Genomic DNA, 13,084 nt, shown 5'->3' on the forward strand with positions numbered 1-13,084 from the left:
GTGGACTAATGTAGGTAGGCGCAAAAGGTGTGGGTTACCAGGTGCCCGTGGTAGGTATCAGCTGGCAGGTAGTTGAGGGAAGTTAGCGTGACAATCGGAGCGATTTTGGGCATTATTGCCGCAGGGGTTGGGGCCGGGGCTATCAACACGATGGTTGGCAGTGGATCCCTCGTGAGTTTCCCAATTTTGCTTGCGTTCGGCTACTCACCGCTAGTGGCGAACATCACGAACACGATTGGTTTGGTGCCCGGCTCAATATCTGGTGCGTGGGGGTACCGGCGCGAACTCGAGGGACAGAAAAACCGGATTATCGGGTACGGTATCGTGTCCCTACTCGGCGCTATTATGGGCGCCGCGCTACTTCTTATTTTGCCCGAGAGCGCGTTCAAAGCAATCGTTCCGATTATCATTGGCCTGGCCGTCCTTTTAGTTTTAGTGCAACCGTGGCTGAATCGCGTGCTGGAACACCGCCGGGAACAACGGCCGGTTGCGCAGTCGAAAAACGTTATCTTGGCAACCGGGGTCGCCGTGTTTTTCGCAAGTGTGTACGGAGGCTACTTCAGTGCTGCGCAGGGCATACTCTTGCTGGCCATTTTAGGGCTCGGCTTGCCGGAGTCACTGCAACGAGTTAACGGGCTTAAAAACGTTTTGCAAACACTCGTCAATATCGTTGCCGCCATCGTGTTTGTGGTTGCGTTTCCCGTTTCTTGGGACGCGGTTGGGTTAATGGCGATCGGCACCATAATCGGCGGTCAGCTCGGCGCAGTAGTGGGCCGGCGCCTACCCGCCTGGGTGCTGCGCGCCCTAATAGTAGTCGTGGGTATCGTCGCCATCTTCATGCTTCGCTAGACAGGCTTTTGAATGCTCCGTTGGGCACAGTTCCTCATGCTGTGTCGACCAACTTTCCCCACGCCCTGCCGGTAACGCACGGTTTGACCTGTGCAGCACTGATAGTGCAATGCCCTCAAGGGGAATAAATGGCGGTTTTAAAACCCGCGAGCCGTTTTGTCTAAGATGAGTATGCGAAGGAAGCTACGGCGGGGAAGAAGGAATGATTAGCTGATGCCGGCGGATACTACGCAAGCAACCCAGGTGCAACGCACAGACGATTTAACACCGAAAACGCAGAAAGTTGTGCTGGTGGGGTCGGCGGTTTTCACGCTCGCGGTAGCACTGTGGGCGTTTATTTCCCCCAAACGCATGAACTCGTTTCTAGAAGGTGCGGTCACGTGGATTTCCACGTACCTGGGGTGGTTTTACATTCTTCTGGGCGCCGTAGTTTTAGTTTTCGTGGTTTATATTGCCCTGAGGTATTCGCGCGTGCGGCTCGGTAAGGACACGGACCGGCCGGAGTACTCCACCCTCACTTGGGGGGCGATGCTGTTTGCCGCGGGGATCGGTACGGACGTCATGTTTTTCGCCGTGGCGGAACCAGCGTCGCATTTCGTGGCGCCGCCGCAGGGAGCAGGGGGGACGATTGACGCGGCGCGTCAGGCAACGGTGTGGATGATGCATCACTACGGGCTCGTCGGCTGGGGCATGTACGTGCTGATGGGGATGACGCTTGGGTATTTCGCCCACCGACACGGTCTGCCGCTCGCGGTGCGGTCCGCCCTGTACCCACTGATTGGTAAGCGGGTTAAGGGTGCGGCTGGGCACGCGGTGGATATCGCCACTGTTACCGGCACCATTTTTGGTGTGGCTGCGTCACTGGGAATCGGCGTGGTGATGCTGAACGTGGGGCTCGACATGCTGTTTGGGGTCGAACAGGGCTTGCCCGCGCAAGTGGGTTTGGTGATCGTCGCGGTGGTGATGGCAACGGTGTCCGCAACCACGGGGGTGGATAAGGGAATCCGCGTGCTCAGCCAGTTGAACGTCTTGCTGGCGATCGCGATCTGCGTGTTCGTGCTGATAGCGGACGACACCGCGTTCTTACTGCGCGCAATGGTGATGAATATCGGTGATTTCATCTCGATGTTCCCCGGCATCACCCTGGACACGATGGCGTATAACTATCCGACCGAGTGGATGAGTGCTTGGACCCTGTTTTTCTGGGCGTGGTGGATCGCGTGGGCATCGTTTGTGGGCATGTTTTTGGCACGGATTTCGCGTGGCCGCACCATTGGCCAGTTCGTGTTGGGGTGTTTGACGATCCCGTTTTCTTACATCGTCATGTGGGCAACGATTTTTGGTAACGCAGCCATTAAACGTATCCAGCAGGGCGATAGTGCGTTTGGTGAGTTGGCGCTGACGAACCCGGAGCAGAGTTTTTTCACGCTCTTGTCGGGCTACCCGTTTGCCACGGCGATTATTGGGTTGGCAACGTTTGTTGGCTTGTTGTTTTATGTGACGTCGGCGGATTCGGGGGCGTTGGTGATGGCGAACCTGTGTTCTAAGTTGCCGGCTCCGGAGGTGGATGCGAAGTCTTGGCTGCGGATTTTCTGGGCTGGGTCTACCGCAGTGTTGACGATTGCGATGCTCACGGTTGATGGGGTGCCTGCGTTGCAGAATGCGACGGTGATTATGGGGTTGCCGTTTGCGTTCGTCATGATTCTTGTGATGGTTGGTTTCTTGAGGGCGCTGCGCAGTGAACAGAAACGCGAAGCAGCGTTTATGACGACGGTGACGTCGCAGGTGTTGGGGCGTACTAATGACGATTCGCGTGGGTCGTGGCAGGCACGTTTGAGCCGCCAGTTGACAGGTGTCTCAGCAGCGCGGGCCAGTAAACGCATGCAGCGGGTGGTGATTCCCGCGTTGCAGAAGATTGCGCAGGAGTTGCAGCGTTTGGGCGCGAATGCGCAGGTTGATATTTCTGAGGTTCTGTCTAAAACCGGGGGGAAGAACTTGCGGGCGGAACTGTATGTGACTTCGCATCTGCACGATGACTTCCTGTATGCCGTGCAGGTGCACCGTGTGTTGCAACCGGTGTACGGGGGTGGGCGCGTGTCTCACCAGGACGACACGACGTGCCGGCTTCAGGTATCGCTACCCACCGGAGTTAATTACAATATTTACGACTACACCGAAGACCAGGTGTGCCACGACGTCCTAGATCACTACGAACGCTGGGTCGGCACGGAAGTTCGGTTAGATCTGAGCTGACCGGTTCCTAGCGGTGGGAGTTTATCGGTTTCTGCATCGGCAGGGTTTAGGCCGCGGGGTCGATGGTCGGTGGTTTTGAACCGGGTGGGTTTAGGCCGCGGCGTCGATGGTCGGTTGGCTTTGCGCCGGCTCGGTTTAGGCGGCGGGGTCGGTAGTCGGTTGGCTTTGCGCCGGGTCGGTCCAAGTTGGTTCGGGCTACAGGTTGGCGCGTTCAACTAGGCGTGCCATTTGGATCCGGTTCATTCCCAGGGTGCTTGAGGCAGACGATAAGTGCGCTTTTGCTGTTCGCTCGGAAATGTACATCGCATCCGCAACCTCCGCGTTTGTTAGCCCCTGCGCTGCCAACACCACTGCCTGGCGTTCCCGCTCGGGGAGGGCATTAAGCTGAGCGCGGGCCCTATCGCGGCGTGAGTATGGTTGTTCGCTAACGAGGTAGTTCATTAGCTGACGTTGCCCCGAGGCGTCGAACTGCGGTTTTCCTTGCGCCGCTTCAATAACGCGTTCAATTATTCTTTTTGGTTCCTCAGTTTTAGAAATAAACCCACACGCACCTGCTTCCACTGCCGCATTTACGGTCTCTTTTGGGTGCAAAGAGGTGAGCATTAAAACTTGAGGTGGGGAAGGCAACTTCCTAACCAGAGCAGTGGCTTCAATACCACTCATGCCCGGCATCGCGATGTCCATCAACAGCACATCTGGTTGCATCTCTTTCACATTCTGTACCGCTTCGCTGCCGCTGGTAACGGTGAATAAGACTTGGATCTGGGAGTTAGAGTACTCGGAAAGAATCAACTTCAAAGATTGACATACCATCGGGTCATCATCCACAAGCCCCACGGTAACCGGCAGTCCTCCACTCATGACCGCAATTGTACTCCAAAATAATACGCTGGATTTCACCTCATATAAACGATAAATCCACCACCTCGAAATACTGGTAGGTGCTCTTCGGCAAGCCCTAGCTGCCTTGTACTATCTGGTGGAACACTACGCCCTAGCCATGTTGTATTACCTGGTGGAACCCTACGCCCACGGGATCGTCGCATCCACGTGGAACAAGTGCCTGTCGTCGAAACCGAACTGAAGCTGCCCGCCCTCCGCTTCAACGCGCCTCGTGAGTCCGATTAGCCCAGTGCCACCAGGTGGTGTTGGATTTTGCTCAGCTTGTGGCGTGTTTTCTTGATCGTTTTGCTGTGCAGCGTTCGCGGTTTCGGCACTTGTAATGCCGGAATCTATGTTGCCTGCTGACTTGGAACTACCCTCAAGCGAAATACTTGCGGCACTATTGGAAACGTGAATATGTACTCCTGCCTTTGGGGTAGCGGTAATTTCAGCCATAATCTCAGCTCCTGGAGCGTGGCGCATAGCATTCGTCAGCGACTCTTGAAGACCGCGGTACGCAACTTTACTGATTGAATCACGCAGGCCAGAGAGTTCTTCAATTTCAATCCACGTGTTCACCTGCACACCGGCCTCACGCACATTATTTAGTAGCTGCTGTAATGATTCTCGCGTCAAACAAACCTCAGTGGAAGGAACGGACAACTGTTCCCAAGCCAAATCAGGGTGGCGCAACATGTCAATAATCGAATGCGTTTCATCCATCGCACCCGCAGCTTGTTCACGTAGTGTCCGTGCTGTAATCAGCATTTGCTGTGTCTGCTGTGGGCTGAGAGTCCGATCTTGCTCTAGCTGCCCCATCTGTGCTTGCAACACGGACGCATTCAGAGAAATCAGTGAGAGTGAATGCGCTAACGTGTCGTGAGCCTCCGCAGCTATCGCGTCGGCAAGCTTCTGGTTGTGCAAAGTTTGCTGCAGATCGTCACTTCGATGCTGCTCCGCTTGCACCTTCTTACTCGCAAGCGCCAGGCCGGCACGCGTTCGGATATAGAAACCTATCAGCACCGCAACACCCCAACTAGCGAATGCGTAAATAATTGCAATCACGATTATCGTTGCGTTAGAAACAAGCATTTGGGTGGTATCAACGGCATTCGAAACGGTTGAGTTAGCGTTGCCCGCAAACACGCTGTGCCACATAGAGTTTTGAGGTGGTTGCAACGCGTCCCGCATATGCGCGAGAACTACAACTGGTAGTGAAACACCACATACCAAAAGCGTTACTGCCTTGTTTCTGCGCCGCGCCACATGGGCCGTGAGGGCCATCAGAAGAAGTAGGGGATCGAACGGGAACACCAGTACAGTTACAAAGCAAAGCCAGAACACCATCTCTGGCTGAGTTGAGCGGCGGAGCAAACTAAAAGGGATAACGAATGCGAGCAGCAGAGCAAAAAGAGTAAAAACTGCCGCCAGAAGCTGGATGGCAGAAATAGGGCCCGTGCCTTTTGGTAAAAAACGAATCCCGATTGCACTGGCTTGCACTAGGCAGGTGAAAACTGCCAGTGGAATCATAATGAAAGTGCACCACCACCGCGTGTGCACGGGAACATCGTCGGCAAATGCGCGTCGTTTCGGTTTGAACGCCAGAGTCAGCGCCTGTTTGAGCGCGGGCACAAACGACTTGGGCGTCGCGTTACCCCCAGCGGATGCGCTACCACGGTTTTCCCTCATGTCCCTCATAAATCTAACTGTAAATCAACAAAGGCCCGGAACCTATAAGCCAAACGGGTACAAGCAAGTGAACGTTCAGACATAACCGAGCGGCATTATTGCCCGAAGGGGACACTTTTTCTGCCTAATCGTACAATGTTGTGTTTTGCGCCGAATCGGTAGTGTGAAGTTGTTGGTCAGAAGAGTGCGACCGGGTTTTAATAAAACCTGGCGTTGAAGCGTGCAAGACCATAACAAACAGTGCGCAAACCCTAATAGAAGGATTTTCACATGAGTAATAATGGCGTGGAACCGCAGCCCAATGGTGCGGTGAATCAGGCCGGCGGTTCAGTGAATCAGCCTGGCGGCGCAGTGAATCAGCCTAAAGGTACCACCGTATGCGGGATCATTGGTTTAGTTCTGGGGGGAGTAGCGGCTCTAACCTGTTTTATTCCGCTAATTAATAATATCTCTTTCGTACTCGGAGCAGTGGGGCTGGTGCTGAGTATCATCGGTCTCGTTGGAACGCGGCGCGGTAAGAAATCTGGTAAGGCACTGGCGATTGTGGCGACTGTGCTGTGCGTGATTTCCCTGATCGTTACACTGTGGGTTCAAAAGAGTATTTCGGATGCGTTTGATGAAGCCGGTAAAGCGTTCGAAACCAACCAAAGTACTAGCGGGGAGTCAGACCAGGCGGGCAACGATGGTGACTCAAGTGATCAGGCGCAGTCGGACGACAAGGACGCGCAGGGCTCAGCTAAGAACGTGCAGGATATGGAAGGTGACCTATCTGAATCCCACGTGAAGATTGTGTCTGCCGTTAAAGAAGGCGCGGATGTAGATGGGAAACCTACGGTTGTAGTTACCTACGAGTGGACTAACAAGTCGGATGAGAACCAGTCGTTCATGGGGCTCATGCATTCTGAAGTGTTTCAAAACGGAAACCAGCTAGAGAGCGCTCTAATTACTGACGACAGTGCCGGTTCATATGATGTTAAATCTGAAATGCAGAACCTTCAGCCGGGCGCTAAGGGGACAGCTACGCAGGCGTTTGTGCTGAAGGATGATTCTGAGTTAACCGTGGAAGTGTCTGATATGTTCTCTACTTCGAAAGCGAAAGTAGTGGGCAAGTTCAATATGGAAGGTTAGTAACGCGCGCACCGCAGAGGTGGGATAACAGCTAGCCTGTAAGCATGAGCACATTACAGATTTCCACACAGTTAGCTGACATCACTACTTTGACTGTTGACGCGATTGTTAATGCCGCGAACTCCAGTTTGCTTGGGGGCGGGGGCGTGGATGGAGCGATTCATCGCGCTGCCGGCCCCAAGCTGCTTGAAGCTTGTAAGCAACTTCGCGCCACATCCCTGCCAGATGGCCTGCCGGTGGGGCAAGCGGTGGCAACCAGCGGGTTTAACTTGCCGGCCCGCTGGGTGATACACACGGTTGGGCCCAATAAACGCGCCGGCCAAACTGACCCGCAGCTGCTGCGTAACGCGTTCACGAACAGCCTTAACGTAGCCACTGAGCTCGGTGCCCGCACTGTCGCGTTCCCCGCCATTTCCGGTGGTGTTTACGGGTGGGATATGCCTGAGGTCGCCCACCATGCCATTGCCGCGATGCGCGCGTGGAAACCCGAAGAACGCTACACCACCGCAGAAGAAACCCCAGTTACGGAAGAGCCACAAGAAATCACGTTCGCACTATTCAGCGAAGATGCAAAACGGATCTTTGACCAAGAACTCTCCCGTTAAGACGAGGCTCGCGGCGCAGCCCGAAACCGGATTAAACGGGGCTGACCCCCAGGTTGCGGCCGGCAAGCCCGCGGGCGCGCTTACCCAGCGCGGTCGCAACCTCGCCGAGGGCGTCAGCAGCCGGCCCGGATTCCAGAGCCACGGGCTTACCAGCGTCGCCGCCCTCACGCAAAGCAACATCCAACGGCACTTGAGCCAGCAAAGGCACTTGGTAACCAAGCTGGGCGCTCAACCTGTCCGCCACGGTTTGGCCCCCGCCCTCACCGAAAATATTTAAACGCGAACCGTCATCTTGCGGCAGGTAAGACATGTTCTCTACCACGCCAATTACCCGCTGGTTCGTCTGCTGTGCAATGGAACCAGCCCGCTCCGCCACTTCCGCAGCGGCGATCTGCGGGGTCGTGACCACCAAAATCTCCGAATTCGGTAGCAGCTGCGGAATCGAAATCGCTACGTCACCCGTACCCGGCGGCAAGTCCAGCAAGAGCACATCCAGGTCACCCCAGAACACGTCCGCCAAGAACTGTTGAATCGCCCGGTGCAGCATCGGACCACGCCACACTACGGCCTGGCCGTCCGGCACGAACATGCCGATCGAAATAACTTTCACCTCGTGCGCAATCGGGGGGATGATCATCCCGTCAATAACAGTTGGTTCGTGTTCAACCCCCATCATTCGGGGGATGGAGAACCCGTAAATATCCGCGTCCACAACCCCAACCTTCAGACCCTGCTTCGCCATCGCAGCCGCCAGGTTCGCTGTCATTGAAGACTTCCCAACCCCGCCTTTACCGGAAGTCACGGCGATCACGCGGGTTAGGGAACCGGGTTTCGCAAACGGAATTTCTCGTTCCGTAACCCCACCGTTTAACTGTTCCCGCAGGGCCTTGCGCTGTTCCTCATTCATCGCACCCAGGTTGATGGTGACGGATTCAATCCCATCTTCTTTCAGTAGGCGCTGTTCCACGTCGTTATTAATCGTGTCCTTGAGGGGACAGCCGGCGACGGTGAGGAGGATTCCCACGGTCACATGGGTGCCGTCAATTTCGACGGAGTCAACCATGTTTAGTTCAGTTATGGGCCGGCGAATTTCCGGATCTATGACGTCCTCTAACGCCTTACGTACAGACTCTTCGGTGACAACACTCATGCATGCCATACTAGTAGATGTTGCTGTAACTCTCCCAGTGCGGCATATAATTTAGGTTCAGGAACGCAGGCGAGAAAGTTAGGGAAGTTGTGGAATCCGCTAATGTAGCATCCATGAAGAAGCGCCGAGTTAAGGGCCTTGACGGTCTGCGAACCATTGGTGCGATTGCAGTGCTTGCATACCACTTATCCCCATTTGCTCCCGGAGGTTTCTTGGGGGTCGACGTGTTCTTCGTGCTCTCCGGGTTCCTGATCACCGCGCTGCTCGTTAAGGAGCATCACAGATCGGGTCGCATCAACCTGTGGAGCTTCTGGCTGCGCCGTATCCGCCGCCTACTTCCCGCGTCCGCGTTGATGGCGGTGGTGACGTTAATTGTTGCGGGCACCGTGAGTATGGACCTGCTTGCGGGGATCCTCCCACAGTTCCTGGGGGTAATTACCTTTTCATATAACTGGGTGGAGATCGCTCGGGGCGCGTCTTATTTCGACCAGGCGAATCCGCATTTGTGGACGAACGTGTGGTCGCTTGCAGTTGAACAGCAGTTTTACTTACTTTGGCCCGCGATCGTCCTGCTGGTGATTCTTCTGAGGCGGGGCGTGCGTTGGATTGTGCCCACTTTGTTGGGGGCGTTGTCCGCCGGGTGGATGGCGTATTTGATTTCGAATGCGGATGATTTTACGCGCGCTTACCAGGGCAGTGATTCCCACGCGTTTTCCCTCATGGTGGGGGCCACGTTGGCGTTGGTTACGGCGAATCCGCTGGGGGTGGGCCGGCGGAGGTACCCGGTAGCACGTGGGGTTGGTGCTTGGCTCGGTTTGATTGGAATCGTGCTGTGCTGCTTGTACATTCCGGATAGTCAGACGTGGGTGTACCCGTGGGGCACGCTGTTGGCTTGTGTTTGTAGTGCGCTAGTTATCCAGGGTGTGCTTGGGCCGATTGATGAGCGTTACCCCGCGAAGCTCCTGGTGGGTTTGTTGGAGTGGAAGCCCGTTAAGTGGTTTGGCGTGCGTTCGTATGGGGTGTATTTGTGGCATTGGCCGGTGTGGGTGATTTTGTCGCACGAGTTACCGCACGTGGATACGTGGATCATTGGTTGCGTTGTGGTGGTTGTGTCCATTGTGGCTGCGGCTTTGTCTTTCCGGTTTGTTGAGGAGCCGATGCGTCGCGATGGAATTGGCCACACGCTGCGGCGCTGGTTGGGCTCGTCGTGGGCGTTTATGCGGCCTTCGCGTGGATACAAACCCGCGGCACTGGATTACGTTAAGTTTGTGACCCCACTGGTGGCGGTGATTGCCGTAGTGGGAGCCGTGGTTGGTTTCTTGATTGGGGCGCCAGAAAAAACTTCAGCTGAGTTAGCCGTGCAGAAAGGCCAGCAGGCGGTGCATGGCGATGAGACACATGATGGTAAGCAGGGCGAAGGTCCTCAGGAAGGTGCTAAACCGGGTTCGGGTAAGGAAGGCAAGGACCCCGGCGCCGGTAATACCGATGGGAATAAGGGTGAGTCTGCGGACGGGGAGTCTAAGAAGCCTGGTGGCTCTGGGCATGCGCCGCAAGTGGTGGGGAAGAATGTGACGGTGATTGGTGATTCCGTTACGCTCGCGGCCGCACCGGCGTTGCAGCAGGCGCTACCGGATGTGAGTGTGGATGCGGAAGTGTCGCGCGCGATGCCGGCAGGGATTTCTTTGGTTGAGTCTTTAAAGTCTGAGGGCGCGTTGCGGCCTTATGTGGTGTTGTCCTTGGCTACGAACTCCGCGGTGACAACTGAGCAGTTGGATCAACTGTATGAGCTGATTGGGAAGGACCATTATTTGGTGCTGGTGACCGCGTTTGGGCCGGAGCGGACCACGTGGATTGAGCCGAGTAATGACGTGATGCGCAGCTGGGCGGCTGGGAAAGACCGGGTGCAGCTCGCGGATTGGGCGGCTGCTATTGGAGCACATACCGAGAACCTGGCGGGAGACTACGTCCACCCCGACGGTCAAGGCGGGAAGTATTATGCGGAAGTAGTGAAAAAAGCACTGACTTCGTTTAAATAGTGGGTGAGAGAGGCAATTAGTTACCCCAAGGAGATTCGAGCGTGAAACGGAAAGCAAACAAGCAACATCAGCATGTTGCAGATCTACATTTCGACACGAAAGATGGTCGGAAAAGCTTTTGGTCCACCATAATTTCCATCTGGCTAGGTACCACAATGGAGTACGTAGACTTTGCTCTGTACGGGCTTGCCGCGGGCCTTGTTTTCGGCGACGTATTCTTCCCAGAGCAAACCCCAATCGTTGCCCTTTTGTCTTCGTTCGCCACTTGGGCCGTTGGGTTCATCGCCCGACCAATCGGAGCGATTGTTCTCGGTAAACTCGGTGACACTCACGGGCGCAAGACGATCCTGATCGTAACGGTAGCTTTAATGGGAATCTCCACAACCTCTATTGGTCTGATCCCGAGTTACCACAGTATTGGGTTCTGGGCTCCATTGTTGCTGGTGCTTTGTCGATTAGGACAAGGGTTTGGAGCTGGAGCAGAACTATCTGGTGGCGCCGTCATGCTGGCCGAGTCTGCGCCCTCAAAACGACGCGGTTTAATTACTTCTTTAATCGGTGTCGGGTCTAATAGTGGTACCCTGCTTGCTTCCACCGTGTGGCTGCTGGTGCTCTTGCTTCCTCACGACCAAATAATGTCGTGGGGGTGGCGCATTCCATTCTTATGCTCATTCTTGGTCGCCTTGCTAGCACTCTTGCTGCGCAGAACTATGAAAGAAAGCCCAGTTTTCCAAGAGTTTCAAAAAACTAAAGAAAAATGGGTTTCGGAAGCGAAAACTCAAACGGAAACGAATGCCGGTTGGAAGGCCTTCTTTGTAATGATGGGCCTGCGGATTGGTGAAAATGGGCCCTCGTACATTGCACAGGGTTTCTTGGTGGGGTATGTGGTGAAGGCACTATCGATTGATAAATCGGTACCAACGACGGCTGTGTTCGTAGCATCTATATTGGGTTTCGTAGTGATCCCACTATCTGGCTGGTTAACAGACAAATTTGGACGCAGAATCGTTTACCGCTATTTCTGCCTAGCACTAGTACTCTACGGGATACCAGCTTTCTACCTGATGGAATCGCGCAACCCCTGGATTGTAGGAACCGTAATCGTTGTGGGAATGTGCATTGCTTCGCTAGGAATTTTTGGTGCACAAGCCGCGTACGGCGTGGAACTTTTTGGAGTTCAACACCGCTACTCAAAGATGGCAGTTGCGAAAGAGCTAGGTTCGATACTCTCTGGTGGAACGGCTCCCATGGTGGCTTCCGCACTGCTCGCCGCCAGCGGATCGTGGATTCCACTTGCTGCTTATTTTGTCGTTATGGCGAGTATCGGCTTGGCAACAACGTTTGTGGCCCCGGAAACGCGTGGGCGCAACCTGTCGCTGATGGACGACGCGATCTAGAGAGACTGCAACACCATGCGCGTAATCGTTGATTGTGATCCTGGGAACGGTATCCCAGGGGCAAATGTGGACGATGGGTTGGCTCTAACATACGCACTGGCAGCGAAGGAGCTTGAAGTAGCTGCTATATGGACCGTATTTGGAAACACTTCACCTGAGGAGGGTGCGGCTTCGGCTTCGAAAATAGTCCAAGCATTCGTTCGTAGTTCGAAACAGGACACTCATATTCCCATACGCGTAGGCTCGAGTTCGCCTTTATCAGGTAACGCCCGCGCATGGAGGGCAAAACTAGATGCGCCAAGCCAGGATCCGTCCGTCTGTGCACTGTGGGGAATCGATGGTTGCGCCGAACGAAATTGGGATCCACAAACAAACCGCCGTGCTACTGCACTGCAAAACATGGCTGAAGATCTGCTTTGTGCTCGGGAACCCACAACCCTTGTGTGTATTGGTCCGCTTACGAATATTGCGAGACTGATTACGAATTACCCGCAAGTAGCAGCAAAAATTAAACAAATATCGTTGATGGGTGGCTACTTTAAACAAACTAGTGAGGTTGACACCAATTTTGCGGTTGACCCACGAGCTGCGCAAGTAGTCCTGTCCTCTAAGATTCCTATCTGGATGATCCCACTTGACGTAACGCGCACAACTTGTTTGACGCTACAGGAGTGGCGTGAAATTAAACAGAGTGCGCATGATCTAACAGCTTCGAATTTATGCTCTCGACAGGATGCTCCCATCGACTGGTCCGCTCGAGAAGCCGGTGCTATTGCAGAGGGAATCTCAAAATGGTTGGAGCCCTGGATACGGTACAGCGCGCAAACCCGGCCAGTGGACGGAATGTGGATTCACGATCTACTTGCAGTCGCGCATCTGGTAAATCCGGATGTACTGCACTGGAGCGCAGAACCTACAGCGGTAAGCGTGCTCCCTAATGGAAAAACAATAATAAGCCCGACTGGTTGTCCCACAAGGATTGCGAAAAGTGCCGATAACCAACTACTAATATCCGACTGGGCACGAACAGTATTCGGATGAAATACCGCGGGCACTAGTCTCAGCTGTTTTCTGGACTTAAATAATCTCGGCTTC

Annotated in this window: 10 protein-coding genes; 7 read left to right on the forward strand and 3 right to left on the reverse strand. The window is 54.6% G+C overall.

Translation table 11 applies throughout. The features are described 5' to 3' along the window. The first annotated feature begins 87 nt into the window (after positions 1–87). Together QS713_RS04225 and betT are read left to right on the forward strand one after the other, a co-directional pair. Positions 88–849 carry a sulfite exporter TauE/SafE family protein gene (locus QS713_RS04225; protein WP_313272678.1) on the forward strand — a complete coding sequence of 254 codons (762 nt, stop codon included), beginning with the start codon at positions 88–90 and terminating at the stop codon, positions 847–849. A 213-nt stretch (positions 850–1,062) separates the two neighbouring features. After that, the gene (betT, locus tag QS713_RS04230; protein WP_313272680.1) at positions 1,063–3,102 is read left to right on the forward strand and encodes a choline BCCT transporter BetT; all 2,040 of its coding nucleotides are present in this window, start codon (positions 1,063–1,065) and stop codon (positions 3,100–3,102) included. A 195-nt stretch (positions 3,103–3,297) separates the two neighbouring features. On the opposite strand, the gene QS713_RS04235 is transcribed toward betT, so the two are convergent. After that, complete coding sequence (locus QS713_RS04235; RefSeq protein ID WP_313272682.1) at positions 3,298–3,963, reverse strand: response regulator transcription factor; 666 nt, start codon at positions 3,961–3,963, stop codon at positions 3,298–3,300. Between the two features lie 162 nt (positions 3,964–4,125). Further along, complete coding sequence (locus QS713_RS04240; protein ID WP_313272684.1) at positions 4,126–5,673, reverse strand: sensor histidine kinase; 1,548 nt, start codon at positions 5,671–5,673, stop codon at positions 4,126–4,128. A gap of 270 nt (positions 5,674–5,943) precedes the next feature. On the opposite strand from QS713_RS04240, the gene QS713_RS04245 reads away from it, so the two are divergent. Together QS713_RS04245 and QS713_RS04250 are read left to right on the forward strand one after the other, a co-directional pair. Then, a complete protein-coding gene (locus QS713_RS04245) occupies positions 5,944–6,801 on the forward strand; it encodes a DUF5067 domain-containing protein (RefSeq protein WP_313272686.1) in 858 nt (285 codons plus the stop codon). Between the two features lie 44 nt (positions 6,802–6,845). Next, positions 6,846–7,406, forward strand: coding sequence for an O-acetyl-ADP-ribose deacetylase (locus QS713_RS04250; protein WP_313272688.1), 561 nt, complete (start codon positions 6,846–6,848; stop codon positions 7,404–7,406). A 31-nt stretch (positions 7,407–7,437) separates the two neighbouring features. Here QS713_RS04250 and QS713_RS04255 read toward each other — a convergent pair whose 3' ends face one another. Next, the gene (locus QS713_RS04255) at positions 7,438–8,556 is read right to left on the reverse strand and encodes an Mrp/NBP35 family ATP-binding protein (protein WP_313272689.1); all 1,119 of its coding nucleotides are present in this window, start codon (positions 8,554–8,556) and stop codon (positions 7,438–7,440) included. A gap of 89 nt (positions 8,557–8,645) precedes the next feature. Between QS713_RS04255 and QS713_RS04260 the strand changes: the two genes are divergently transcribed. From QS713_RS04260 to QS713_RS09135, 3 genes are read left to right on the forward strand one after another with little or no spacing between them, the layout of a single operon-like run. Beyond that, positions 8,646–10,592: an acyltransferase family protein gene (locus tag QS713_RS04260; protein ID WP_313272690.1), complete on the forward strand. Its 1,947-nt coding sequence runs from the start codon at positions 8,646–8,648 to the stop codon at positions 10,590–10,592. A gap of 41 nt (positions 10,593–10,633) precedes the next feature. Further along, on the forward strand, positions 10,634–11,989 hold the full coding sequence (locus QS713_RS04265; RefSeq protein ID WP_313272692.1) for an MFS transporter: 1,356 nt from the start codon (positions 10,634–10,636) through the stop codon (positions 11,987–11,989). A gap of 15 nt (positions 11,990–12,004) precedes the next feature. Then, positions 12,005–13,030, forward strand: coding sequence for a nucleoside hydrolase (locus QS713_RS09135; protein WP_376779550.1), 1,026 nt, complete (start codon positions 12,005–12,007; stop codon positions 13,028–13,030). The last annotated feature ends 54 nt before the right edge of the window (positions 13,031–13,084 follow it).

The sequence above is a fragment of the Gleimia hominis genome, assembly GCF_032085515.1.
Taxonomy (GTDB): Bacteria; Actinomycetota; Actinomycetes; order Actinomycetales; family Actinomycetaceae; genus Gleimia; species Gleimia hominis.

What these genes read in the sequence shown, in the direction of transcription:
- betT (WP_313272680.1), top strand. Translation starts at nt 1,063, where the DNA reads ATGCCGGCGGATACTACGCAAGCAACCCAGGTGCAACGCACAGACGAT.
- QS713_RS04235 (WP_313272682.1), bottom strand. Translation starts at nt 3,963, where the DNA reads ATGAGTGGAGGACTGCCGGTTACCGTGGGGCTTGTGGATGATGACCCG.
- QS713_RS04240 (WP_313272684.1), bottom strand. Translation starts at nt 5,673, where the DNA reads ATGAGGGAAAACCGTGGTAGCGCATCCGCTGGGGGTAACGCGACGCCC.
- QS713_RS04245 (WP_313272686.1), top strand. Translation starts at nt 5,944, where the DNA reads ATGAGTAATAATGGCGTGGAACCGCAGCCCAATGGTGCGGTGAATCAG.
- QS713_RS04250 (WP_313272688.1), top strand. Translation starts at nt 6,846, where the DNA reads ATGAGCACATTACAGATTTCCACACAGTTAGCTGACATCACTACTTTG.
- QS713_RS04255 (WP_313272689.1), bottom strand. Translation starts at nt 8,556, where the DNA reads ATGAGTGTTGTCACCGAAGAGTCTGTACGTAAGGCGTTAGAGGACGTC.
- QS713_RS09135 (WP_376779550.1), top strand. Translation starts at nt 12,005, where the DNA reads ATGCGCGTAATCGTTGATTGTGATCCTGGGAACGGTATCCCAGGGGCA.